The sequence below is a fragment of the Ornithinimicrobium cryptoxanthini genome (assembly GCF_023923205.1).
Lineage (GTDB): Bacteria > Actinomycetota > Actinomycetes > Actinomycetales > Dermatophilaceae > Ornithinicoccus > Ornithinicoccus cryptoxanthini.
This window is the reverse complement of the sequence record NZ_CP099490.1, coordinates 2,768,732-2,792,236: the sequence shown is the minus strand read 5'-3', so window position 1 is coordinate 2,792,236 and position 23,505 is coordinate 2,768,732. Positions and strand designations below refer to the sequence as shown.

At 69.3% G+C, this 23,505-nt stretch carries 25 protein-coding genes and 4 tRNA genes; 13 read left to right on the top strand and 16 right to left on the bottom strand.

Features of this window, described 5'->3' with window-relative positions; translation table 11 throughout:
- Positions 1 to 28: 28 nt before the first annotated feature.
- A complete protein-coding gene (locus tag NF557_RS12920) occupies positions 29 to 595 on the top strand; it encodes a DEAD/DEAH box helicase family protein (protein ID WP_252619934.1) in 567 nt (188 codons plus the stop codon).
- Between the two features lie 31 nt (positions 596 to 626).
- On the opposite strand, the gene NF557_RS12915 is transcribed toward NF557_RS12920, so the two are convergent.
- The 3 genes from NF557_RS12915 to bcp all read right to left on the bottom strand — a co-directional run bounded on the left by NF557_RS12915 (position 627) and on the right by bcp (position 1,964).
- Entirely contained in the window at positions 627 to 1,289 is a 663-nt protein-coding gene (locus NF557_RS12915; RefSeq protein WP_252619933.1) for a hypothetical protein, read from the bottom strand.
- 31 nt (positions 1,290 to 1,320) lie between these two features.
- Positions 1,321 to 1,402: transfer RNA gene (locus tag NF557_RS12910), tRNA-Leu, on the bottom strand.
- Between the two features lie 88 nt (positions 1,403 to 1,490).
- Positions 1,491 to 1,964: a thioredoxin-dependent thiol peroxidase gene (bcp, locus tag NF557_RS12905; RefSeq protein ID WP_252619932.1), complete on the bottom strand. Its 474-nt coding sequence runs from the start codon at positions 1,962 to 1,964 to the stop codon at positions 1,491 to 1,493.
- Between the two features lie 78 nt (positions 1,965 to 2,042).
- Here bcp and NF557_RS12900 point away from each other — a divergent pair, with 78 nt between their 5' ends.
- From NF557_RS12900 to NF557_RS12880, 5 genes are all read left to right on the top strand, one after another.
- Positions 2,043 to 2,324 carry a DUF3618 domain-containing protein gene (locus tag NF557_RS12900; protein WP_252619931.1) on the top strand — a complete coding sequence of 94 codons (282 nt, stop codon included), beginning with the start codon at positions 2,043 to 2,045 and terminating at the stop codon, positions 2,322 to 2,324.
- Between the two features lie 4 nt (positions 2,325 to 2,328).
- Positions 2,329 to 3,306: a magnesium/cobalt transporter CorA gene (gene corA / locus NF557_RS12895; protein ID WP_252624179.1), complete on the top strand. Its 978-nt coding sequence runs from the start codon at positions 2,329 to 2,331 to the stop codon at positions 3,304 to 3,306.
- A 124-nt stretch (positions 3,307 to 3,430) separates the two neighbouring features.
- On the top strand, positions 3,431 to 4,162 hold the full coding sequence (locus tag NF557_RS12890; protein ID WP_252619930.1) for a hypothetical protein: 732 nt from the start codon (positions 3,431 to 3,433) through the stop codon (positions 4,160 to 4,162).
- A 55-nt stretch (positions 4,163 to 4,217) separates the two neighbouring features.
- Positions 4,218 to 4,958, top strand: a complete 741-nt coding sequence (locus NF557_RS12885) for a class I SAM-dependent methyltransferase (RefSeq protein ID WP_252619929.1) — start codon at positions 4,218 to 4,220, stop codon at positions 4,956 to 4,958.
- A 45-nt stretch (positions 4,959 to 5,003) separates the two neighbouring features.
- Positions 5,004 to 5,240 (top strand): hypothetical protein, encoded by a 237-nt coding sequence (locus NF557_RS12880; protein ID WP_252619928.1) that lies wholly within the window; start codon positions 5,004 to 5,006, stop codon positions 5,238 to 5,240.
- On the opposite strand, the gene NF557_RS12875 is transcribed toward NF557_RS12880, so the two are convergent.
- The 5 genes from NF557_RS12875 to tdh form a co-directional block, all read right to left on the bottom strand.
- Positions 5,237 to 6,463 (bottom strand): MFS transporter, encoded by a 1,227-nt coding sequence (locus tag NF557_RS12875; RefSeq protein WP_252619927.1) that lies wholly within the window; start codon positions 6,461 to 6,463, stop codon positions 5,237 to 5,239. The two genes, NF557_RS12880 and NF557_RS12875, sit on opposite strands and share 4 nt — an antisense overlap.
- A complete protein-coding gene (locus NF557_RS12870) occupies positions 6,460 to 7,002 on the bottom strand; it encodes a sugar O-acetyltransferase (protein WP_252624176.1) in 543 nt (180 codons plus the stop codon). The genes NF557_RS12875 and NF557_RS12870 overlap by 4 nt, the downstream gene beginning before the upstream one ends.
- Positions 7,003 to 7,056: 54 nt before the next feature.
- Entirely contained in the window at positions 7,057 to 7,875 is an 819-nt protein-coding gene (locus tag NF557_RS12865; RefSeq protein ID WP_252619926.1) for an SGNH/GDSL hydrolase family protein, read from the bottom strand.
- Between the two features lie 152 nt (positions 7,876 to 8,027).
- The gene (locus tag NF557_RS12860) at positions 8,028 to 9,227 is read right to left on the bottom strand and encodes a glycine C-acetyltransferase (protein WP_252619925.1); all 1,200 of its coding nucleotides are present in this window, start codon (positions 9,225 to 9,227) and stop codon (positions 8,028 to 8,030) included.
- Positions 9,228 to 9,233: 6 nt separating this feature from the next.
- Positions 9,234 to 10,289, bottom strand: a complete 1,056-nt coding sequence (tdh, locus tag NF557_RS12855; RefSeq protein ID WP_252619924.1) for an L-threonine 3-dehydrogenase — start codon at positions 10,287 to 10,289, stop codon at positions 9,234 to 9,236.
- 68 nt (positions 10,290 to 10,357) lie between these two features.
- Between tdh and NF557_RS12850 the strand changes: the two genes are divergently transcribed.
- A tRNA-Lys gene (locus NF557_RS12850) sits at positions 10,358 to 10,433 on the top strand.
- Between the two features lie 98 nt (positions 10,434 to 10,531).
- Here the strand turns inward: NF557_RS12850 and NF557_RS12845 are convergent.
- Complete coding sequence (locus tag NF557_RS12845; RefSeq protein WP_252619923.1) at positions 10,532 to 11,314, bottom strand: hypothetical protein; 783 nt, start codon at positions 11,312 to 11,314, stop codon at positions 10,532 to 10,534.
- 126 nt (positions 11,315 to 11,440) lie between these two features.
- Between NF557_RS12845 and NF557_RS12840 the strand changes: the two genes are divergently transcribed.
- Positions 11,441 to 12,457: a YihY/virulence factor BrkB family protein gene (locus NF557_RS12840; RefSeq protein WP_252619922.1), complete on the top strand. Its 1,017-nt coding sequence runs from the start codon at positions 11,441 to 11,443 to the stop codon at positions 12,455 to 12,457.
- Between the two features lie 61 nt (positions 12,458 to 12,518).
- Here the strand turns inward: NF557_RS12840 and NF557_RS12835 are convergent, their stop codons facing one another.
- Together NF557_RS12835 and NF557_RS12830 are read right to left on the bottom strand one after the other, a co-directional pair.
- On the bottom strand, positions 12,519 to 12,767 hold the full coding sequence (locus NF557_RS12835; RefSeq protein WP_252619921.1) for a type II toxin-antitoxin system antitoxin: 249 nt from the start codon (positions 12,765 to 12,767) through the stop codon (positions 12,519 to 12,521).
- A 14-nt stretch (positions 12,768 to 12,781) separates the two neighbouring features.
- A complete protein-coding gene (locus tag NF557_RS12830; RefSeq protein WP_252619920.1) occupies positions 12,782 to 13,750 on the bottom strand; it encodes an SPFH domain-containing protein in 969 nt (322 codons plus the stop codon).
- Between the two features lie 144 nt (positions 13,751 to 13,894).
- Between NF557_RS12830 and NF557_RS12825 the strand changes: the two genes are divergently transcribed.
- Entirely contained in the window at positions 13,895 to 14,485 is a 591-nt protein-coding gene (locus NF557_RS12825) for a tetratricopeptide repeat protein (RefSeq protein ID WP_252619919.1), read from the top strand.
- On the opposite strand, the gene NF557_RS12820 is transcribed toward NF557_RS12825, so the two are convergent.
- From NF557_RS12820 to orn, 4 genes are all read right to left on the bottom strand, one after another.
- Positions 14,482 to 15,363: an aminoglycoside phosphotransferase gene (locus NF557_RS12820; RefSeq protein ID WP_252619918.1), complete on the bottom strand. Its 882-nt coding sequence runs from the start codon at positions 15,361 to 15,363 to the stop codon at positions 14,482 to 14,484. The genes NF557_RS12825 and NF557_RS12820 overlap by 4 nt on opposite strands.
- A gap of 25 nt (positions 15,364 to 15,388) precedes the next feature.
- Positions 15,389 to 16,147, bottom strand: a complete 759-nt coding sequence (gene fabG / locus NF557_RS12815; RefSeq protein ID WP_252619917.1) for a 3-oxoacyl-ACP reductase FabG — start codon at positions 16,145 to 16,147, stop codon at positions 15,389 to 15,391.
- A gap of 120 nt (positions 16,148 to 16,267) precedes the next feature.
- Positions 16,268 to 16,343 (bottom strand) — tRNA-His (locus NF557_RS12810).
- Between the two features lie 113 nt (positions 16,344 to 16,456).
- Positions 16,457 to 17,128: an oligoribonuclease gene (orn, locus tag NF557_RS12805; protein WP_256841199.1), complete on the bottom strand. Its 672-nt coding sequence runs from the start codon at positions 17,126 to 17,128 to the stop codon at positions 16,457 to 16,459.
- Here orn and NF557_RS12800 point away from each other — a divergent pair.
- Entirely contained in the window at positions 17,127 to 18,392 is a 1,266-nt protein-coding gene (locus NF557_RS12800) for a PrsW family intramembrane metalloprotease (RefSeq protein WP_252619916.1), read from the top strand. The genes orn and NF557_RS12800 overlap by 2 nt on opposite strands.
- A 207-nt stretch (positions 18,393 to 18,599) precedes the next feature.
- Here NF557_RS12800 and tyrA read toward each other — a convergent pair whose 3' ends face one another.
- Positions 18,600 to 19,745: a bifunctional chorismate mutase/prephenate dehydrogenase gene (gene tyrA, locus NF557_RS12795; RefSeq protein ID WP_252619915.1), complete on the bottom strand. Its 1,146-nt coding sequence runs from the start codon at positions 19,743 to 19,745 to the stop codon at positions 18,600 to 18,602.
- Positions 19,746 to 19,827: 82 nt separating this feature from the next.
- Here tyrA and NF557_RS12790 point away from each other — a divergent pair.
- The 3 genes from NF557_RS12790 to NF557_RS12780 all read left to right on the top strand — a co-directional run bounded on the left by NF557_RS12790 (position 19,828) and on the right by NF557_RS12780 (position 23,392).
- A tRNA-Arg gene (locus NF557_RS12790) sits at positions 19,828 to 19,900 on the top strand.
- 160 nt (positions 19,901 to 20,060) lie between these two features.
- The gene (locus tag NF557_RS12785; protein ID WP_252619914.1) at positions 20,061 to 21,767 is read left to right on the top strand and encodes a dynamin family protein; all 1,707 of its coding nucleotides are present in this window, start codon (positions 20,061 to 20,063) and stop codon (positions 21,765 to 21,767) included.
- Positions 21,764 to 23,392, top strand: coding sequence for a GTPase (locus NF557_RS12780; protein ID WP_252619913.1), 1,629 nt, complete (start codon positions 21,764 to 21,766; stop codon positions 23,390 to 23,392). Before NF557_RS12785 ends, NF557_RS12780 begins: the two co-directional genes overlap by 4 nt.
- The last annotated feature ends 113 nt before the right edge of the window (positions 23,393 to 23,505 follow it).

Genomic DNA, 23,505 nt, shown 5'->3' with positions numbered 1-23,505 from the left:
TGGGGGCGCGTCGGGCATGCTGTGACACATGCTTCTCGTGATCTTCGGCCCTCCGGCTGTCGGCAAGATGACCGTGGGGCGCGCGGTCGCAGCGGCCAGCGAGTTCCGCCTCTTCCACAACCACATGACGATCGAACCGCTGATCGAGGTCTTCGGCTATGGCAGCGCGCCCTTTAACGTGCTCAACAGCGAGTTCCGGCGCCGGGTGATGGAGGAGGCGGCTGAGCATGGCGTCGACCTGATCTTCACGGTCGTGTGGGCCCTCGACCTGCCGGCCGACCTAGCCGAGCTGGAGTCCTTCGCCCGCATCTTCGACGAGGTGGCCTTCGTCGAGCTGCGGGCCGACCTGGACACCCGCCTTCGGCGCAACCGCACGCAGGAGAGGCTGCTGCACAAGGCGTCCAAGAGGGACCTCGAGTGGTCGGACGACAACGTGCGACAGATGGAGAGCGACTGGGAGATGACCTCTGCTGCCGGTCACCACGTGGCTGGTGGGCTGCTCTCCCGGCACCCGCACCTCGTGCTGGACACGGTGGGGGCATCACCGGACGTGTCCGCGGCCAGGATTCTCGAGTGGGTGGACGCGCTGCCCTGAGTCCCTGGGCCGGGTCAGTCTCCGTCGGCGGTCACAGCCCCGACGTCACCACGAGGTCGGCTTCCACCAGCGCCCGCCGCACCTGTTCCCGCAGGTCCACGTCGACCAGGTGATCGTGTGCCAGGACGTCTGCGAACTCGGTGGGCAGCCGTTCAGCCAGCCAGCGAAGGAGGCTGTCCTGGTCCTGCAGCGGCAGCGGATGGCCGCTCTCCCCCAGCACGCCGTGCACCGACTCATAGACCTGCGCCCCCTGGACCAACGGCCCACCGGCCCCGTCCGCCGTGACCAGGCGGCACGGCATACCCCCTGGCAGGCGGACCCGGCGATAGTTCGGCTCTGTCGCGTCGAGGACCGCCAGCTGCGCAGCATCGAACCAGCACAGCGTCACTGGCTGTGTCAGGTCACCGCGTGCGGGAGCGGCTGCGACATAACCTCGGGCGCTGACGTGCGCTGAGTGACCGATGTGCAGACCATCGACGATGCCCGAACCGACGGGCAGCCCGGTCTCGAGGAGCCCGCCCAGCTTGCGGACCAGCACGGAGGGTGCGGCGTTGGAGCCGACAGCGACGACCGGGACCCGCTCCTGGAGGTGATCGCTCAGCTCGCCCTCGACGAAGGCGTCCTGACGCAACATCCCGACGCGCACCCGCTCGGCCCAGGGGTAGCCGCTCGGGTGCAGGTGCTCGGTGGTCATACCTCCTCCGATGCCGAGCCGACAGGGTGAGTGCGCTCGGCGGGACTTGAACCCGCACACCCGAAGGCACAGGAACCTAAATCCTGCGTGTCTGCCAATTCCACCACGAGCGCGTGCCGACCCCGATGGTAGTGCCCCGCGATCCTCGTCACGGTCCTGAGTTCCAGTGGGAAGAGAGTTTGGACCGCGGCGAGGACGGGCTCACCCCAGGTCGACCCCCAGCGCCTTGGCGAGCATGGCGACGTGACCGGTGGCCTTGACGTTGTAGCGCGCGAGCTCGACCTTGCCCTCCTCGTCAACGACGATCGTCGAGCGGATCACGCCCGTGACGGTCTTGCCATAGAGCTTCTTCTCACCGAAGGCGCCGTATGCCGTGAGCACAGACTTGTCCTCGTCGGCCAGGACGGGGAAGCTCAGGGACTCCTTGTCGGTGAACTTCGCCAGCTTGGCGGGGGTGTCGGGGGAGATGCCGACCACGGCGTAGCCGTGGCCCTGCAGGACCGCCAGGTTGTCGCGGAAGTCGCAGGCCTGCTTCGTGCAGCCGGGCGTCATCGCGGCGGGATAGAAATAGATGATGAGCTTGCGGCCGGCGAAGTCGCTGAGCGAAACCTGGTCACCGTTCGCGTCGGGCAGCGTCCAGGTGGGTGCCTGCTGGCCGGGTTCGAGGCGGGACATGTCATCTCCTGAGGTCATGGGTGGTGTTCTGCGTTATCGTCTCAGGCGAGGTTGACCACTGCGAAAGGCGTGCAAGAGATGGCTGACAAGAAGGCATCGTCCCGCTCCGAGAAGGAGATCCAGGCGGAGCTGGACGCGACGCGGACCCGGCTTGCCCGCACGGTGGACGAACTCACGTTCCGGGTCAGCCCGGCCGAGATCAAGCGGCGGCAGATCGCCTCGCTGAAGGCGAGCGCCAACCACGCGGCGTTCAACGAGGCCGGAGAGCCGCGCCTGGACCGTCTGGCGATGGTGCTCGCGGGCCTGGCGGGCACGGCGATCGTGCTGGGCCTGGCGCGCCGCGCTTTCAACAGGGGGTGACCCCCTGATCGTCGACCGGGCGGTCTATCGCGACGGTGCCCGCCAGGAGTGCGGCGACCTCAGTGAGGATCTGGCGAAGATCCGTGCCGGCGGGCCCCGCGACTTCCTGTGGCTCGGGTTGAAAGACCCGACGGACGAGGAGTTTGCCGAGGTCAACGCCGAGCTGGGCCTGCACCCGTTGGCCGTCGAGGACGCGGTGTCCGGTCGGCAGCGGGTCAAGATCGAGCGCTACGGGTCGACGATCTTTGCGGCCGTCAAGACGCTGGCCTATGTCGAGCAGACCTCCGACATCGAGACCGGCGAGATCATGATCTTTGTCGGCGACCACTTCGTGGTGACCGTGCGGCGCGGCGATGTAGCGCCCTTGGCCCCGGTGCGGGCGCTGCTTGAGTCGCACCCCGAGCAACTGGCCAGCGAGGGCGCCGACGGCGTGCTCCACGCGGTGCTGGACACGGTCGTGGACACCTATCTGGAGATCGACGTCGAGGTCGCAGACGACCTGGAGACGATCGAGGAGGCGGTCTTCGGCAGCAACGACACGGCACACTCCGGGTCGATCTATCGGCTCAAGCGTGAGGTGCTGGAGTTCCGCCGCGCCGCCTCGCCACTGACCCCGGCGGTGGCCTGGCTCGCCGGCGAGGACGGGCCGGTCGAGTCCGCGGAGCTGCGGCTGCGCTTCCGTGACGTCAGCGACCACCTGCTGCGGGTCACCGACCACATCGAGACCTATGACCGGCTGCTCGCTGACATCTTCAACGCCCACCTGGCCCAGATCTCGATCCAGCAGAACAACGACATGCGCAAGATCTCGGCCTGGGTGGCGATGGCGGCGGTGCCGACGATGGTCGCCGGGATCTATGGCATGAACTTCGACGACATGCCCGAGCTGCACTGGAGCTTTGGCTACCCCCTGGTCGTGGCGCTGATGGCGCTGGCCTGCATCTTCCTCTATCGTGCGTTCCGGCGGTCGGGCTGGCTCTGAGCGGGCTGGCCGGCCTGGTGCTCGGAACCTGGGCACGCCAAAGGCCGCTGTGCGATAGATATATCCCTCCCGCAGCGCGTGGCACCGTGCCCAGGCAGCGGATGTCCGCGCTACGGTGTCGGACATGTCTGTTGCTGCAGGATCTGAGCCCGGTCGTGGGAAGCGTCGGGCCGGTGCGATCACCTTCTGGGTCGGGATAGCCATCGGGATCGCCTCTCTGGCGCTGGCGATCATCACCGGGTTGGCCTCGTTCAACGCGATCACCGAGGCGGTCTCCGAGGCCGAACCCATCAACGGGGAGCGGTCGGTGACCCTCCAGGCCGGCGACGAGCGCACGATCTATCAGGTTGAGCAGGGCACCGAGCAGGCGACCTGCACCGTGACCGGCCCCGACGGCCAGCAGCTGTCGCTCACGCGCAACGCGGACCTCCAGGGGACCAGCGGCGACACGACCTATGTCAGCGTGGGCAGCTTCACGGCCCAGGAGTCCGGCGAGCACCAGATCGCCTGCGAGGGGCCCAGGACGCTCATCGGCCCGTCGCTGAACGTGGCCGGCGCTGTCGGTGGCATCTTCGGTGTCCTGGCCGGCATCGGCGGGATGCTGCTCGGCGGTCTCCTCGTGATCATTGGTGCGATCCTGTGGTTCATCGGCCGTGGCGAGAGCAAACGGGCGATGAGTGGTGGCCCCGGTGACTATGGGCAGGGCGGCTATGGGCAGGGCGGTGATGGTCGGGGTGGCTACCAGCAAGGTGGTTACCAGGGCGGCTACCAGCAGGGTGGCTACCAGCAGGGTGGCTACCAGCAGGGCGGCTACCAGGGTGGTCCTCCGCCGCCGCCCCCGCCGTCCGGGCAGTAGCCTCGCAGCGCAAAAGTCCTTCGCGGTTCGCCGCCGCGCGGCTACGGTCGCAGCCATGCCTGACTCCGAGTTCGACGACCCGCGCCTCGCCCCGCTCTATGACATCCTCGACCCCGACCGCAGCGACCTGGATACCTACCTGGCTGTCGCTGAGGAGATCGGTGCCCGATCGGTGCTGGACGTCGGCTGCGGGACCGGCACCTTCGGCTTACTGCTGGCCCGGCTGGGGATGGAGGTGACCGGGGTGGACCCCGCAGGTGCCAGCCTGGCCGTGGCCCGGGGCAAGGAGTATGCCGATCGCGTCACCTGGGTGCACGGTGACGCCACCGCGCTGCCGCCGCTGCAGGTCGACCTCGCGACGATGACTGCCAACGTCGCCCAGGTGTTCCTCACTGACGACGCCTGGGGGCAGACGCTCGGCGCGATCCGTGAGGCGCTGCGACCTGGTGGTCACCTGGCCTTCGAGAGCCGGGTGCCGGCGGCGCGTGCCTGGGAGGGCTGGACTCCGGAGCGCACGCTTGCGACCACGGCCGTGCCCGGTCTGGGCCCGTTGACCGAGTGGATGGAGGTCACCGCGGTGCAGGAGGACCCGCTGCTGGTCAGTTTCACCGCGCACAACGAGTTCCCCGACGGACAGGACGTCATCTCCACCTCGACCCTGCGGTTCCGGTCCCGGAGCGAGTTGGAGTCCTCGCTGCGCGCGGCGGGGTTTGGGGAGGTGCAGGTCGGCGATCTGCCCTATGCCCCGGGGCGTGGCTGGCTCGTGCGAGCCCGCCGACCGTTGTCCACAGATTGAGGGATGGGTCTGGTCTGCCGACTCGGATCAGCCTAGAGTCGGGGGATGACGACGTCGGGGAGCATCGAGAAGAGGGTCCGCAGGGTGGAGAACGACGTGCACGACGCCTACGTCATCCTGACGGATATCGTGACGATCCAGAAGCAGCACACCAACCAGCTTGTCTCGATCGAGGCCAAGTTGGATGGTCATGACGCCAGGTTCGAGTCGATCGATGCCAGGTTCAACTCGATCCAGGGCACCCTCGATCAGGTGCTGGAGCTGGTCCAACGCCGAGGCTAGGCGCCCAGCTCGTCATCCACCCAGGTCGGGCGGGAGACCCGCAGTCCGGCAAGAGTGAGCACGATCCCGCTGGCCATGAGCAGCAACAAGATGAGGGTCCAGTCGCCGGTCACCTGATGGATCAGACCGACCGCGAACGGCCCGATGGCGGCCAGCGCATAGCCCAGCGGTTGCACAAAACCCGACAGCCTGGCCGTGACACCGGGGTCGCGCGTGCGCGCGGTGATCAGCGCGATCGCGGTGGGGAAGGCGAAGCCGGCCACCCCGAGCAGGATCGCCCACAGCCACGGGGCCGTCGCCGGCGCGAGCAGCAGCCCGGTGTAGCCCAGCACCATCAGCACCCCGAAGCTGACCATCCAGGGCGCGATCGTGGGGGAGCGCGCGATGACCGTGGGCATCATCAGACCGCCGAGGATGCCGAGGGCGGTCAGCAACGACATGAGGATGCCGGCCAGTCCGGCTGAGAGCCCGGCGTCGCGATAGATCTGGGGGAGCCACCCGAACTGGACGTAGGCGTTCATCGACTGGACGCCGAACAGCAGCGTGAGCGCGACCGCGGTGGGGGAGGAGGCGATCCGCCCGACATTGACCGTCCGCGTGCGCGACCCACGGCCACCGGGAGTCTGCCGCTCGCGGAACGCGATGACCGCCCACGGGAGCAGCGCGGTCAGTGCGACGACGCCCCAGAGCCCCAAGCCGCCGCGCCAACCCAGGCCGGTGGCACCGCTGACCGGGGCGACGAGTGCCGCGGACATCGCGCCGCCAAGTGTCAGACCAGAGCTGTAGAAGGTCATCAGCCGCACGCCGCCGTCGCGGGAGTGGCGCTTGATCCACGCGGGCACCAGCACGTTGCCGATCGCCATGCCCGCCAGCGCCAGGGCGGTGAGCAGGAGGAAGACGATGGCGTCATCGACCAGGACCCGCACGACCAGCCCCACGACGACGGCGACCAGGCCCAGGAAGATACCTGTCGTCATACCGACCCGCCTGGCCAGGACGACGGCGAGCGCGCCCACCGCGCCGAAGCACAGCCCGGGCAGTGCGGTCATGAACCCGGCGGTGCCGGTGCTCATCGAGAGATCGGAGGTCAGCTCCTCCAGCACCGGACCGACGGACGATGCCCCCGGCCGCAGGTTGATCGCGATCAGGATCGTGGCGACCAGCGCGAACGAGGCTCCCAGTGGCCGTGCCGCGCGGGAGGCGGGCCCAGAAGGTGTGCTCACTCCGCCTCGAGGTGCTTGATGACGCGGGCGGGGTTGCCGACCGCGACCACGTTGGCCGGGACGTCCTTGGTGACCACCGAGCCGGCCCCGACCACGGAGTTGTCCCCGATGGTGACGCCGGGCAGCACGATGACTCCGCCGCCGAGCCACACGTTGTCGCCGATGGTGATCGGCGAGGCGGACTCGAGCCCGTCGCGGCGCGGAGTGGGCTCTAGCGGGTGCCAGGCAGTCAGCAGCTGCACGTGGGTGGCGATCTGGCAGTGCCGGCCGATGGTGATCGCGGCGACGTCGAGTGCGGTCAGGCCGAAGTTGATGAACGTGCCCTCGCCGATGGTCAGGTTGCTGCCGTAGTCGACATAGAGCGGCGGTCGCACCTCGACACCGTCGCCGAGCGAGCCGACCAGCTCCCGCAGGATCGGCTGGGCGGCGTCCCGGTCCTCGAGATAGGTCGTGCCATAGTCGGCCGCGAGCTCGATGCCGCGGCGCCCCTCCGAGGCGATGCGTGGGTCGTCGGCGATGTAGAGGTCACCGGCGACCATCCGCTCGTAGTTGCTGCGGTCGTCCCCTGCGAAGTAGTCCGTCACCCGGCCAGGTTAGCCGCGCAGGTCCTTCGGGCTGATGCCGGCGGTCAGGGCGGTGGCGTAGGCGCGGTAGCCCCGCGCGTCCGGGTGGAAGGAGTCCCCGAGAGCGGCCGGGAGGAAGCCGTGGATCCACGGCTGCTTTGCATTGGCACCGTGGCCGTCGAACCGCTTGGTGATGTCGACGAAGTCGAAGCCGTGGGCGGCAGCCCGTTCGGCGATGACCTGGTTGAGCAGGTCTGCGGCGTCGTTGGCCGCCTGCTGCTCGGCTACCGACATCCGCATAGTGAACTCCGGCGTCAGTGGGACCGTGTAGTCGCCTGATCGCGGGGAGAACAGGTGGGCATAGCCGGTGACCACGATGTGGGCGCTGGGCGCGGCGTTGGTCACGTCCGCGTAGGCGCTGTCCAGGATGGCGGGCAACTGGTTTTGGATCTGCGCCTCCACTTCGGCGATAGCGCCGAAGCAGATCGCGTCGTCTAGCGCCAGGCATTGGGTCACGGTGGCGCCCCACGGGATGTCGTTGCCGCCGATGGTCAGCGTCACCAGGTCGGTGTCCTCGTCCAGGGCGCCCAGCTGCGACGACAGGCCCTTGTCCGAGGGCCCGGCGGTGGCACCGGGGAGGGCGGCGAAGTCGTCGAGGCTGATCCGCATCCGGCCGTTCAGCACCTCCGGATAGGCGGCGCCGTCAGGGGCACCTGACCCGGCGGCATACGAGTCACCGATCGCGTCGTAGGTGAACGACGGGGGCGCAGCCGTGGCGCTCGCCGTGAGCGGGAGCAGGAGGGCGACGGCAGCCGCCAGAGACGTCATGGTCCGGCGGGAGGGCTTCATGCACAGCCAGCGTAGCCCTCCGCGCGGCTCCCGGTAGGCGTTGCGCCAGCCCCTCACTCCGCTGGGAGACCTCGTCTTACAGCCTCGCTTGTATCTTGGAGCCTGTTGCAACCAGCTCCAAGATACGTTTCCGGCTCTAAGACGCGGGTAGCTCAGCCGACCTCGTCGCGGGCCGCGACGAAGGCGTCCACGCACGCCCGGACGTCGGCATCCGAGTGCGCCGCGGAGAGCTGGACGCGGATCCGGGCCTGGCCCCGCGGGACCACCGGGAACGAGAACGCGATGACATAGACGCCCTTGTCGAGCATGACGTCGGCGATCTCGCTGGCCTTGCGCGCGCCGTCGTCGCCGGGGAACATCACCGGCACGATCGGGTGCTCGCCGGGCAGCAGGTCAAAACCGGCCTCGGTCATCAGCGACCGGAACAGCTCGGCGTTGGCGCGCAGCTGGGCGCGCGGCTCGTGAGAGTCGCGCGCGATCTCCAGCGCCTTGGCCGACCCGGCCACCACCGACGGCGCGACCGCGTTGGAGAACAGGTAGGGCCGAGCCCGCTGCTTGAGCAGGTCGACGATCTCCTGGTGTGCGGCCACGAACCCACCACTGCCGCCACCGAGGGCCTTGCCCAGCGTGCCGGTCAGGATGTCGATGCGGTCCAGCACGCCGCACGCCTCGTGCGAGCCGCGGCCACCCTCGCCGATGAAACCGGTGGCGTGGGAGTCGTCGACCATGACCATCGCACCGAACTCGTCGGCCAGGTCACAGATCTCCTCCAGCGGCGCCAGGTAGCCGTCCATCGAGAAGGCGCCGTCGGTGACGATGACCTTGCGGCGTGCCTCCGCAGAAGACTCCAGCTGGGCGCGCAGGTCGGCCATGTCCCGGTTCTTGTAACGGAAGCGCTGAGCCTTGGACAGGCGCACCCCGTCGATGATCGAGGCGTGGTTGAGCTCGTCGGAGATGATCGCGTCCTCGGGGCCGAACAGCACCTCGAAGATGCCACCGTTGGCGTCGAAGCACGACGGGAACAAGATCGCGGCCTGCGTGCCGACAAAGTCGGCGATGGCGCGCTCGAGGTCGGTGTGCTGGGCCTGGGTGCCGCAGATGAAGCGCACCGACGCCATCCCGAAGCCCCACTCGTCCAGGGCGGAGTGCGCGGCGGCCACGACGTCGGGGTGGTCGGCCAGTCCGAGATAGTTGTTGGCGCAGAAGTTCAGCGCCTCGGCCTTCAGGTCGTCCTTCGTCTTGGTGGTGATGTGCGAGGACTGTGGTGAGGTGAGCTCCCGCTCGACCTTGAACAGACCCGCGTCCCGGATCTCCTGCAGGTCGCCTGCCAGGGCGTCCTTCACGGCATACATCGTTCGTCAGCTCCAATCCATGATGACTTTGCCCACCTCGCCCGACCGGGCGGCAGCAAAAGCGTCCTGCCACTGCTCAGCCGGGAAACGGTGGGTGATGACTGAGCGGATGCGCTCGCGCAGCTCCTGCGAGGTCTGCAGCATGAACGTCATCCGATACCACGTGTCATACATCTCGCGACCATAGATGCCCTTGATCGTGATCATCCGCGTGATCACCGGGCCCCAGTCGATCGCGAACGGCTCCTTGGGCAACCCCAGCAGGGCGAGCTTGGCGCCGTGGGTCGCGTTGTCGATCATCTCCGCGAGGGCAGTGGGAGAGCCGCACATCTCGAGCCCGACGTCGAACCCCTCCTCCATGCCCAGCTCCGCCTGCACGGGCCGGACCGTGTCACGGGAGACGTTGACGACCCGGTCGGCGCCGGCAGCGGTGGCCAGGCTGAGACGGTAGTCCGAGACGTCGGTGACCACGATGTAGCGGGCCCCGATGTGCCGCGCGATGGCGGTGGCCATCACCCCGATCGGGCCGGCACCGGTGATCAGCACGTCGTCGCCGGACATCGGGAAGCTCAGGGCGGTGTGCACGGCGTTGCCCAACGGGTCGAAGACCGCGCCGAGGTCGGGGTCGATGTCGTCCGGCTGGGCCCAGACGTTGGTCGCCGGGACCACCACGTAGTCGGCGAAGGCCCCATCACGGTTCACGCCGAGGTTGGAGGTCTGCACGCACATGTGCTGACGGCCGGCCCGGCAGTTGCGGCACCGCCCGCAGATCACGTGGCCCTCAGCCGAGACCCGCATGCCGATCCGCAAGTCGTACTTGCCGTCCCCGCTCACCACGCCTTCGCCGAGCTCGACGATCTCGCCATAGAACTCATGCCCGATCGTCAGCGGAGGCTTCAGCATGCTGGCGGCCCAGTCGTCCCAGGACTCGATGTGCAAGTCCGTGCCGCACAGCCCCGCGCGCAGCACCCGGATCTTGACCTCGCCCGGGCCAGGGTCCGGTTCGGGGATGTCGATGAGTTCCAGGCCGGGTCCGGCCGCGGTCTTCACGAGGGCGCGCATGGGGACCATCTTGTCGCACGCTGTCGATTTCGGTCGGGCAGGCTGCCGGTGCTATTGTTCTGCGTCGCGCGCCTATAGCTCAATTGGCAGAGCAGCTGACTCTTAATCAGCGGGTTCGGGGTTCGAGTCCCTGTGGGCGCACCACCGAAGTCCTCGTCCGGATCCACTCCGGGCGGGGATTTTTTCGTGTCGTATGCCGAGTGCCTGGGTCCGTCGACGCGGCCACCTGCGTGGGGTGCAGGTCAGCGAGAACGCCAGCCGAACCAACCCAGGAGTGCTGCCCCGAGTGCTGCGGCGACGGCGATCGCGATCAATACGGTCGAGCCGCCGTTGTCCGGTGCCGTGCCGGCCTGACTCTCGACCACGGTCGAGCTGGAGGCCTCTGTTGTGCTCGCCGCCCCCGTGGTCGTCGCGTCGCGCGGCGTCGATGCCGTCGGTCGGTGAGCGTCGAGCTGCTCGACGGTGCCGACCGTCAGCCCGACGGCGGCCAGGCCGCGCCCCAGCATCAGGCCGCGCTCGGGGATGGGCACCTTGACCGGGGCGGGGGATGCGAGCGGAGGAGCGCTGGTGCCCGGGTCGGCAGGAGGTGTGTCCGGGGCCGTCGTCGGAGCCGGGGCGGGCGCGGTGCCGGTCGGTGTCGGGCGTGGAGCAGGCGGGCGCGGGGCAGGCGGGCGCGGGGCAGGCGGGCGCGGGGCAGGCGGTGGTGGGGAGGTCGTCGTGGGTGAGGGGCCGGTCGGCCCCGGCTCGGTGGTGGGCGGCGCGGTGGGCTCAGGCTCGGTGCCCGTCGGCTCCGGACCTGTGGGCTCCGGGTTGGTGGGGCCCGGGTCAGTGGGGGGCGGAGAGGTCGGCGTGGGCTCCGGGTTCGTCGGGGTCGGCGGCGGGGGCGAGGTCGGACTCGTGCCCCAGCCGGTAGCGGCGGCAGACGCCCAGCCCGTGACCGCCGGCAGCAGGAGCGCTAGGAGGAGCGCCGACAGCACCATGAGGGCGGTCAGCGCGGCTCGGCGGGGCACAGCTGCGGACGTCACGCCGGCCATTGTGCACCACCGGACGCCGGCCAGACCCAGGGCGTGACCCCCGTGCGTTCGTGCGGCGACACCGGTCGCTGTTTGGCAGACTGGCCGGACTGACACCAACCAGAAGGATGATGACAGTTGAGCGAAGAGGCCACCGAGCCCAGTTCCAAGGTCAGCCTGAAGGCTGTCCTGAAGCGCACGATCGCGGAGTTCTCCGACGACGGGGCCACCGATCTGGCAGCCGCGCTGACCTACTACGCCGTGTTGTCGATCTTTCCGGCGATCCTGGCGCTCACCTCGTTGCTCGGCGTCCTGGGGCAGGGTCCCAACACCACTCAGGCACTGCTGGACGTGGCCACCGACCTCGGTGCATCGGAAGAGCAGCTGGCGCCTGTCGCGGACTACATCGACACGCTGCAGGGGACTGGCGGTGCCTCGATCGCCCTCTTCATCGGGCTTGCTGGTGCGCTGTGGGCCGCCTCGAACTATGTCAACGCCTTCTCCCGGGCAATGAACGCGATCTTCGACGTCGAGGAGGGACGCCCGGTGTGGAAGCTGCGCCCACAGATGGTGCTGATCACGCTGGTCGTGCTGCTGATGGTGGTGCTCGTGGCACTGTCGCTGGCACTGTCCGGCTCGGTCGCCGATGCCGTCTTTGGCGTCGTCGGGCTCAGCGACCAGGCCACGATGGTGTGGGGCATCGCCAAGTGGCCGGTGATGCTCGTGATCGTGATCGGCATCATCGCGCTGCTCTACTGGGGCACCCCGAACCTGAAGCGCAAGTTCCGGTGGTTTACCCCCGGAGCGCTAGTGGCGATCCTGGTCACGGTGGTCGCGACCGCTGGTTACGGGTTCTATCTGGCCAACTTCGGCAACTACTCGGCGACGTATGGCGCGATGGCCGGCGCGATCTTGATGCTGCTGCTGCTCTGGGTGGTGAATGTGGCGCTGCTGTTCGGGGCGGAGTTCGACGCGGAGTTTGAGCGCGGTCGCCAGCTAAGAGCCGGCCTGCCCGCCGAGGAGGACCTCCAGACCCCGCCCCGGGATGACCGCAACCTGGTCAAGAAGGCCGAGAAGCACCAGGAGATCTTCGAGGAGAACCGGCGCGTGCGGATCGAGGCCGCGCAGCAGAGCGAGTCGGCGGACAGCCGCTGACGGCGAGGCGCAGGGCGGACCTGCGTGTCGGCATACGCAAGGTGGGTTCGCGGCCGAGCGGTCACTGGCGGGGCGGGCGCCCCCGCCGGGGGATCGGGCCGGCCTCCTTCGGTGCTCGGTGCGCGTCCTTCAGGGCGTCGCGCAGCACGATCTCGATCTGGGCGTTGACGCTGCGCAGCTCATCGGCGGCCCAGCGCTGCAGCGCCTCGTGGACCGCGGGGTCGAGGCGCAGCAGGACCGACTTGCGCTCCTGCTTGCGGCGTCCTGGTGCACCCGAGGCGCTGCCCGGGCGGGAGTCCTGGCTGTCCATGGGAGGCACCTGGCTCAGGTGTAGAGAGACCCCACGTTGACGACTGGGGTCGTGCCTCGCTCCGAGGTGAGGACCACCAGCAGGTTGGACACCATGGCGGCGCGGCGCTCGTCGTCGAGCTCGACGATGCCCTGGTTCTCCAGCCGCTCCAGCGCGGTCTCGACCATGCCGACTGCCCCCTCCACGATCTTCTCGCGGGCGGCGATGATGGCCGAGGCCTGCTGACGCTGCAGCATCGCCTGAGCGATCTCGGGGGAGTAGGCCAGGTTCGAGATGCGCACCTCGATGATCTCCAGGCCAGCGAGCGTGATGCGTTCAGCCACCTCCCGGGCAAGCTCGGCATTGATGACGTCTGTGTCGCCGCGCAGGGTGACCTCGTGCTCGTCGTTGTCATAGGGGTGACCCATCGTGACGTGCCGCAGGGCCGACTCGGACTGGACCGCGACGAAGTCCTCATAGTCCTCGACGCCGAAGGTCGCCTTGGCGGTGTCCGCGACCTGCCACACCACGATCGCCGCAATGTTGATCGGGTTGCCGTCGGCGTCGTTGACCTTCAGGTCGCTGGTCTCGAAGTTGTGCACCCGGACCGACACCTTCTTGCGCGTGGCCAACGGGACGACCATCCGCAGACCAGGCTTGCGGACGGTGCCGATGTAGCGGCCGAAGAACTGCACGACCTTGGTGTGACCGGGAGCGATCACGGTCAGTGCGCTGGCCAGCACCGAGCCCATCACGACCAGCAACGAGCCACCGACGATCGCGAGGGCACCGCCGTCGCCCGCCTCGGCTGCTATCGCGCCGATGATGACCAGGGCGATCCCGCCGCCGATGACGATCAGCGAGATGATCAGCCCCGCGAAGCCGTCGATGGACCAGGCTGGCCGCTCATCGATGTCCACCCGCATCCCCGCGTGACCGACCGGCTGGCTCGCCGGCTCACGGCCCATCGAGTCCTCCTGGTCCGGGTGTGGTTGATCGGTCATGAGTCCCTCCTTCATGTCTTTAAAGTGATATCACAATAATATCAGAACAGCTCTGGTGTCGGTTCGCCGGGACCGGTCGACGTGTGCACCCGCTCCCTCCGGTCAGGTCCGTGCGGGCGGTGGTCGCCCGACTAGGGTGTGGGCGTGCGCGAACCTATCGACCTCGAGTGGCTGGACCGTTTTGACGCAGGGCTGGACGGTGCCTCACACGGGGCCCGGGCCGCGGCGGCCGAGCAGCTGGTGGCCTGGGCCGGCGACCCTCAGCTGCAGGACGCTGCGCGGCCCGGCGACCTGATGCTGCGGGCCGCTTTTCAGCTGTCTCAGGCGGGTGACCAGGAGGGTGCTCTCGCCCACGCGCTGAGTGCCAGTGAGCTGGGGATCTCGCACGGAGCTGACCCGCGGGCATTCGCCGTCGAGCTGCTCTTCGGCCTCGAGCGGCCCGAGGAGGCCAAGGAGCTCTCCGAGGACGTGCGCCGCAGCCGTCCGGACGAGCCCGAGACCTATTGGACGATGGCGACGATCTGGGAGTCCCGTGGCGAGGCCGTGCAGGCGCTGGCCTGGTTCAACCGCGGCATCGCCCTGGTGGAGGACAGCGACGGACCCCCTGCCGACCTGGGGCTCCTGTGCGCGGGCCGCTGGCGGGTGCGCCAGTCGCTCGGGCACGCACCGGACGAGCTCGACGAGATGGGCATGGGCTTCGAGGCGGCCGTCGCAGACCACCAGGACGGTCTCTAGCCCCGGACACCGCTCACGAGGGTGCGATAGCTCCCGACATCCGGGTCTGGGTCGCTGAGCAGACGGAAGAGGGCGGCCCGCAGCATGGCCTGCCGGCGCACCCCACGGGCCCACTCGTCCATGGCCTGCGGGTCGGCGCCGAGCCACAGGACCGCGTCGAGCACGCAGACCGCCTCGGCCCACAGTGCGGGTCGCCAGTAGGGCGCGACGTCGATCACCACCGGCAGTCCCGTCGCGTCCAGCAGCACGTTGCCTGCGAGGTCGCCGTGGACGAGCTGGTCGGGACCGAGGTCGGCGGGCGCGAACTCTGCGGCCAGGTCCTCGCCGAGTATGCCGAGGGGCGGGTCATCGCTGAAGGTCCGGTGGGCGGCTCGCGCCCACCGGTTGACAGTGGCTGATGGCTCGTGACCGGCTGAGCCGTCCTCACGAGTTGGGCCGTCCTCACGAGTTGGGCCGTCGTCACCAGGTGAGCTCTCCGCGCCGACTGAGCTCTCCGACTGCGCGACGAGCTCCGCCGGTGCCTGCGGGACCACCTCCGCGAGGTGGGCGTGCAGCAGCCGCCCGGTCGCCACCAGCACGTCGAGATCACGACACGGGCGGGCGTCGGGCTCGAACCGGCTGGCGCCCCAGCCGTCCACGACCCACCGCAGGTCGCGCGTCGGGATCGGCATCGCGATCCGCAGCGCGCGGGGCTGCTCGTGGTCGAGGCTGGCCGCGAGCCGCGCGAGCACCGGGTTCAGCCAGGTTGCTGTCCGCGCGTCCCGACCGGGTGAGAGCACCAGGTCGCCGGCGCGCACGCTGTGGCCCTGCCCACCACCGATCGGCTCACCGTGAGCGGGCACGGCAAACAGGTCGAAGACCTCAGGGGAGGGGTGCACAGCGTCACCGTCCCAACCAGCGTGGCTAGTTCTTGGGGCCGCCGGCGACGTACAGGACCTGGCCTGAGACATAGCTGGCGCCCTCGCTGGCAAAGAAGGACACCGCGTGGGCGACGTCAGAGGGCTGCCCCAGGCGACGGACCGGGATCAGCTCCTCGTTGGCCGCACGGAACTCATCGAAGGAGATCCCCATCCGCTCCGCGGTCGCGTGGGTCATGTCGGTCTCGATGAACCCCGGCGCGAGGGCATTGCAGGTGATGCCGAACGGACCGAGCTCAAGAGCCAGGGTCTTGGTGAGCCCCTGGAGCCCGGCCTTGGCCGCCGCGTAGTTGGCCTGGCCGCGGTTGCCCAGCGCAGAGGTGCTCGACATGTTGATGATGCGACCCCACTTGGCCGCCACCATGTGCTGCTGCGCGGCGCGCGACATCAGGAACGTTCCCCGCAGGTGCACGTTCATCACGAGGTCCCAGTCCGAGGCCTGCATCTTGAAGAGCAGGTTGTCGCGCAGAATGCCCGCGTTGTTGACGAGCACCAGCGGCGGGCCGAGCTCGCTGGCCACCATCTCGACGGCACCGTTGACGGCGTCCTCGTCCGAGACGTCCACCGCGACCGCGATCGCGCGGTGACCGGCGTCAGTGAGCTCGTTGACGGTCGCTGCCAGGGCGGTCTCGTCCAGGTCGAGGGCGGCAACGGCAAAGCCGTCTGCGGCCAGGCGGCGGGCAACCTCGGCGCCGATGCCCCGCGCCGCTCCGGTGACGATGGCCGTGCGCTGCTCAGGTGCCATGGGTGGCGTTCTCCTTTGTGACAGGGGGTGGTCGGGCGCTCGCGGCCCGGGGTCAACCTATCCGGGGCTCCCCAGCACAACGCAGCCGGCCCCAGTGCGTGACGCGCTGGGGCCGGCTCATGGGGTGAGTGACGGGACTTGAACCCGCGACATCCGCGACCACAACGCGGCGCTCTACCTGCTGAGCTACACCCACCATGGCTGCCGTCGACACCGGTGGCGCTGAAGGCAACGGCGGCTATCCTACCTGCTCCCGCCGGAGGTTCCGAACACAGTCAGACCCGCCCCCCGGCATACGACTGGCGCCGTTCAGTGCTCGTGCTCGGCGGCCGCCTGCGCGGCCAGCGCCTTCAGCGCTGTCGAGTCCATCCCGGGCTGGGCCTGGAACACCGCGTGGCGGTAGTAACGCAGCTCGGTGATGCTGTCCCAGATGTCGCCGAGCGCCCGGTGGCCACCCGTCTTGGCCGGCGCCGCGAAGTAGGCGCGCGGGAACCAGCGGCGGGACAGCTCCTTGATCGAGGAGACGTCGATGATGCGGTAGTGCAGGTGGGACTCAAGGTCGGGCATGTCGCGGGCGAGGAAAGCACGGTCCGTGCTCACCGTGTTGCCCCCGAGCGGGGCCTTGCGCGACTCCGGCACCCAGTGCGTGACGTAGTCCATCACCTGGGTCTGGGCCTCCTCGAGAGTGATGCCGTCGGCGAGCACGTCGAGCAGCCCGCTGTCCGTGTGCATCTGCCGCACGAAGTCGCCCATGATCTGCATCGCCTGGTCCGGTGGCCGGATGACCAGGTCGACGCCGGCGCCGAGGACGTTGAGCTCGAAGTCGGTCACCAGGGCGGCCACCTCGATGAGCGCGTCGTTGGCGATGTCCAGCCCGGTCATCTCGCAGTCGATCCAGACGATGCGGTCAGCCTGGGCCTTGCTGATGGTGTCCGTCACGTGCTCCAGACTACCCAGCCGGACGGGTAGCGTGAGGCCCATGTCGCAGCAGCCACGACCGCCGGTCGGCTACCAGGGGGTGCCGCAGCCGCAGGTGGTGCCGCCGGTCGGTCGACCACACGGACCGTATGCCGGGTTCGCGGGTCATCCGGCCAACGTCACCCCGCGCCGCACGCTGCGCCGCTTCGTCCTGTGGGGAGGGGCGATCACCCTGTTCGGCCTGACCGGCCTCGCCCTGTCGATCGTGGTCCTGGACAGCACCGGTGCCACCGCGACGATGCTCGGACTGCTGACCGCCTCGATCGCGCTGGGGATCGTCGTCCCGGTCCTGTTGTGGGTCGACCGGCTCGAGGCCGAGCCGGCCCGCATCATGTGGTTCGCGTTCCTGTGGGGCGCGCTGGTGAGCACGCTGGGGGCATTGATCCTCAACGAGATCGGCATGGCCTTCTTTGCCGGCCTCGAGGTCGACCCGAGGTTTGCCGGCGCAGTCTTCGTGGCCCCGATCATCGAGGAGGCGCTGAAGTGCCTCGGCGTGCTGGTGATCTTCTTCGTCGCCCGCCGCGAGTTCAACGGCATCGTGGACGGACTGGTCTATGCCGGCATGGTCGCGGTCGGCTTCGCCTTCATCGAGAACATCATCTATCTCGGGGGCGCCTTCAACGTGCTCGGCACCCCCGGCCTGTTCGGCATCTTCATCATGCGTTGCCTGATCAGCCCCTTTGCCCACCCGATGTTCACCGCCTGCTTCGGCCTCGCGCTGGGCATGATCGCGTTCCGGCGCCAGTGGCGCTATGCCTTCATCCCGCTGCTGGGCTTCGTCGCCGCGGTGTTCCTGCACTTCCTGTGGAACTTCGCGGCCGTCAGTAGCACCAGCGGCTTCTTCCTGGCCTATGTCCTCGTGCAGGTGCCCCTGTTTGTCGGCTTCGTGCTGATCCTGGTCTATTCGCGGCGCCAGGAGACGCGGATCCTGCGTGAGCACCTGACCGGCTATGGGCTCAACGGCTGGTTCACCCCCGCCGAGGTCGCCATGCTGGTCTCGCCGCGCGAGCGGCGTCGGGCACGGTCCTGGGCGCGCGGTGTCGGTGGGCCGCGGGCGGAGGAGGCGATGGAGGCCTTCCAGGACGAGGCGAGCGAGCTGGCGATCGCCCGGCACCACCTCGAGCGGGGTGACCCCGACCCGGTCTGGAGGCACCGCGAGCAGGCGTTGTTGCACACCGTGACCGCCCGCCGCGCCTCTTTTGCACCACCCCAGTCGCAGGCGGCGCAGGCACAGCAGGTCATCCACCAGGTGCCTCACAAGCGCTGAACAATTTTCATAGCGGTTTTGCTGGTCTCTCACGCGTTTTCATAGCGGTTTTGCCGGCCTCGGAACCGCCCACCTCCATCGGTCCGAGCGTGCAGGTGCACGCTGCGGCCGGGACACGTCGGCGTGTCGTCGGCCAGGGAGTGCAGGTGAACTCTGTGGCCGATGCCGGGATGGCTCGCGCGGCCGCCGAGGTGGCTGGCAGGCTGGCTAACGCTGGGCGTCGGCGTGGGCGAGCAGCGACTGGCTCTCGGCGCGGAACCGGTCGGCGTGGGCGCCGAACCACTCGCCGATCTCGCGGAACCGGGCGATGAACGCCTCCCGGTCCCCGGCGCGGAGGATCTCCAGCGCCTCCGCAAAGCGGTCGTGATAGCGCTCGATCAGCGCCAGGTTGTCGGGCGAGGCCATGATGATGTCGGCATAGAGCTCGGGGTCCTGGCCGAAGAGCCGACCGATCATGATCAGCTCCAGGCGATAGATCGGTGACGAGAGCGACAGCAGCTCATCGATCGAGCGGTCCTCACGCACCAGGTGCAGGCCATCGGCGAAGGTCGCGAAGTGACGCTGCGCCTGGATCAGGCCCATCGCGTGATCGTGGTCCTCGGCGCTGATCTCATGCAGCCGCGCACCCCAGAGCCGGATCTGCTCGAGCAGCCAGGTGCTGGCATCGGGGATGCGGCCGGGGACATAGGCGACCACCTGCTTGGCCAGGTTGTCGACATCGGGGCCGAACATCGGGTGCAGGCCCAGCACCGGACCCGGGTGGATCTCGAGCATGGCCGCCATGGGAGCCACCTTGGTCGAGGTGAGGTCGACCAGCAGACAGTCGTGCGGCAACGGCGGCAGCTGGTGCAGCACCTCGACGGTGTCGCTGATCGGCACGCTCACCAGCACCATGCCTGCGCCGTCGAGCAGCTCCTCCGCGCGCGACCAGTCGTCACGGTCCAGCTGGCGCACGTCATACCCCGACAACCTCAGCATCCGTCCGAAGAGCTGGCCCATCTGGCCTGCCCCGCCGACGATCACGATCGGGCCAAGGTCGGGAGCCTGCCGGGTGAAGCCGAGGTTCTTCTCGTGGGCATAGGCCTCGCGCATGCAGCGGCGCAGCACGTCTTCGATCAGGTCGGGGGAGAGCCCGCGGCGCTCGGCCTCGGCGCGACGGGCAGCGATCATGGAGCGCTCGCGGTCGGGCGCATAGATCGGCAGGCCGTGCTCGCCCTTGAGCTTGCCGACCTCACCCACCAGCTCGAGCCGGCGGATCAGCAGGGACATGACCTCCTGGTCGACGGCGTCGATCTGATCGCGCAGTGCCCCCAGCGGCGCCTCGGGGTTGGCTCCCGGGTCGGAGTGCTCCATGGGGTGAGCGTAGTCGCGACGCAGGGACCACCCCGGGGCGCATCTAGACTGGGCCACCGGCTCGCCGGCTGGTCGAGTCCTGGCCCCCGTAGCTCAATGGATAGAGCAACGGCCTTCTAATCCGTAGGTTGCAGGTTCGAGTCCTGCCGGGGGCGCGTCGGCAGGGGACGCTGACCTGTGTGAAGTGCTCGCTCGCCCTCGCAGCAAGTCACAGGACGGGGTATGACGTGTGCAACAGGGCCTCCTGGCAGGTCAGTGTGGGTCAACCCGCGAGTCAGGTTTGGTCGAACGCGCTGGACACGGCAATCTTGGGGCGTGACTGACACCGACTCCGGAGGGGCCCTGCTGCGTGCTGTCGAGCAGCTGCGTGGCACGGCAGAGCGGGTCAAACTGACCCTCGACCTGCCCGGCGTCGAGGAGGCCCGCACCGCGCAGGGCGAGCTGGTGCACCAGCTCGACGACTACGTGCTGCCCCGTCTGCGCTCCCTGGACGCCCCACTGCTCTGCGTCGTGGGCGGCTCCACGGGCGCCGGCAAGTCCACCCTCGTCAACTCCCTCGTGGGAGAGACGGTGAGCCGCGCCGGCGTGCTGAGACCCACCACCCGCGCCTCGGTGCTGGTGCACCACCCGGACGACAAGCAGTGGTTTGAGGGTGACCGGATCCTGCCCGGCCTGTCCCGGGTGACCGGCTCGGTGGCTGACGATGACGACCCCGGCTCGGTGCGCCTGACCCCGTCCACGATGCTCCCGGCGGGCCTGGGCCTGCTGGACGCCCCCGACATCGACTCGGTGGTCACCTCCAACCGCGACCTGGCCCGCCAGCTGCTCGCCGCCGCCGACCTGTGGCTCTTTGTCACGACCGCCGCGCGGTATGCCGACGCCGTCCCGTGGACCCTGCTGCGCGAGGCCGCCGAGCGAGGCACGAGCGTGGCGATCGTGCTCGACCGGGTGCCGCCGGAGGCGATGGAGGACATCCGCATCCACCTCGCCCAGATGCTGCGCGAACAGGGGCTGTCGAAGTCGCCGATCTTCACGATCGCGGAGTCGGCCCTCGGCGAGGACGGGATGCTGCCCTCCCGCGACACCGAGCGCCTGCGCGGGTGGCTGCACACCCTCGCAGGCGATGCCAAGGCCCGCTCCGTGGTCATCCGCCGCACCCTCGAGGGTGCGCTCGGCTCGCTGGCCGCACGCTCTGAGCAGCTCGCCCAGGCCGGCCAGGCCCAGACCGAGGCCCGGGACGCGCTGCGCCGAGCCGCGCGCACGGCATACAGCGAAGCCACCCAGGGTGTCGAGGACGGCATGGAGGATGGTTCGCTGCTGCGCGGTGAGGTGCTCGCCCGCTGGCAGGAGCTGGTCGGCACCGGTGAGTTCCTGCGCCAGGTCGAGGCAGGCATCAGCCGTCTGCGCGACCGGCTGACCGCCTTCTTCACCGGCAAGGCCGTCTCCACCGAGCACCTGGGCGAGGCACTGCAGTCGGGGGCGGCTGCGCTGGTCACCTCCCACGCGCAGGTGGCCGCAGGTGCCGCGACGCGCAGGTGGAAGGGGACCGACGGCGGCCCCGACCTGATCCAGAAGCATCCTGAGCTCGCCAAGGCCAGCCCGGACTTCGACAGCCGCGTCGAGCGGACGATCCGCGACTGGCAGGGCGAGGTCCTCACCATGGTCCGCGACGAGGCGGGCCAGAAGCGCACGACGGCGCGCTATCTCGCGTTCGGGGTCAACGCCCTGGCGGTCATGCTGATGCTGATCGTCTTCACCTCCACAGCCGGGCTGACCGGGGCCGAGGTCGGCATCGCCGGCGGCTCTGCCGTGCTGGCCCAGCGCCTGCTCGAGGCGATCTTCGGCGACCAGGCCGTGCGCGAGCTCGCCGCCCGGGCCCGCAAGGCGCTGCTGGCCAAGGTCGCTGAGCTGTATGACGAGGAGCTGGGGCGCTACGAGACCGTCCTGGACGACGTGGAGCTGGCACCGCAGGCGGTCAAGGACCTGTCTGGCGCCGCGCAGCAGGTGGAGGAGAACCGATGAGCCGCCGCACCGGCAGCCGCGAGGAGTCTCTCCTGTGGCGCACCGACCAGCTCAGCGACGCTCTTGACGTCGGTGGCGCGGAGCTCAACCCCGAGCGTGCCCAGGCGGGAGAGGACCTCGTCGCCAAGGTGCGGCAGCGCTGGGCGCTGAAGGGCAGCCGCACGGTCGTCGCGCTCGCGGGCGCCACGGGGTCGGGCAAGTCGAGCCTGTTCAACGCGCTGGCCGGTGAGGACGTCTCCTCGATCGGCGTGCGCCGGCCCACGACCTCCAAAGCGGCCGCCGCCATCTGGGGCGCCAGCGACGACGCCAGCGAGCTGCTCGACTGGCTGGGCATCGACAAGCGGCACCACGTCGCGGACGACTCCGGCACGCTCGACGGGCTGATCCTGGTCGACCTGCCCGACTTCGACTCCACCGAGGTGGCGCACCGCCAGGAGGCCGACCGGATCCTGGAGCGCTCCGACGTCTTCGTCTGGGTCACCGACCCGCAGAAGTATGCCGACGCGCGCTTGCACAACGAGTACCTCGCGCCGCTGCAGGACCACGACACCGTGATGCTGGTGGTGCTCAACCAGATCGACCGGATCCAGGACCCCGGTGGCGCTGAGCGGATCAAGGCCGACCTGGCCAAGCTCGTGGCCGCCGACGGAGCCGGTGAGTTCGACGTCATCGGCACGTCCGCCCGGCTGCGTGACGGTTTGGCTGAGCTGCGCGGCGCGATCGGTGAGGTCGTGGCGCGGCGCAACGCCGCCGAGCAGCGTCTCGTGGGTGACCTCAAGGGCACGGCCCGCGGCCTGCTGCAGGACGTGGGTGACGTCGACCCCAAGCTGGACCGCAAGGCTGACCACAAGCTTGTCCTCGCGCTGGAGCACGCAGCCGGTGTGCCGGTGGTGCTTGACGCGGTGCAGCGTGACTATCTGCGTCAGGCCGGTGACCACGTCGGCTGGCCGTTCACCCGCTGGGTGTCGGCGCTGCGCCCGGACCCGCTGCGGCGGTTGCGGCTCTCCGAGAGCAGCGACCGGCCGGCGATCACCGAGTCCGACGTGAAGACCGCGCTCGGTCGCTCCTCCCTGCCCCCGCCCAGCCCGGCTGCCCGCTCGGCCGTCGACCTGGCCACCAGGCAGGTCGGCGAGACAGCTGGTGCCGGGTTGCCGCCTCGCTGGGCCGACGCGGTCGCGGCGGCGGCGACCCCCGAGAGCACCGCGCTGGCCGACTCGCTTGACCAGGCCGTGATGAACACCCCGCTGCGGGCACGCAACCCGATGTGGTGGCAGCTGGTCAACCTGCTGCAGTGGCTGCTGGCGCTCATTGCCATTGGTGGCCTGGCGTGGCTGGTGGTGCTCGGCGCCCTCGGCTTCCTGCAGATCGACGCAGAGGTGCCGATGTATGGCCCGCTTCCGATCCCTGTGCTGATGCTCGGCGGAGGACTGCTTCTCGGGATCCTGCTGGCGCTGGGGTCGCGGGCTATCGCCCGCGTCGGCGCGCGTCGCCGGCGGCAGGCGATCGAGGGCCGGTTGGCGAGCTCGGTCGCCGAGGTGGCCCACGAGCACGTGAGCACGCCGGTGACGGCCGTGCTCGATCGGCACAAGCAGGCGCGTCAGCAGCTGCAGGCCGCCGCGAAGTAGTCGCGCAACCCCGCACATCCCGGCTCGCCGCGTCGCATTCCCGCTCGTCCGCGGCTGTCCACAGCCGCGCCAAGTCCTCCTCGCACATCCACACCTTCGGTGAGGGCCTGTCG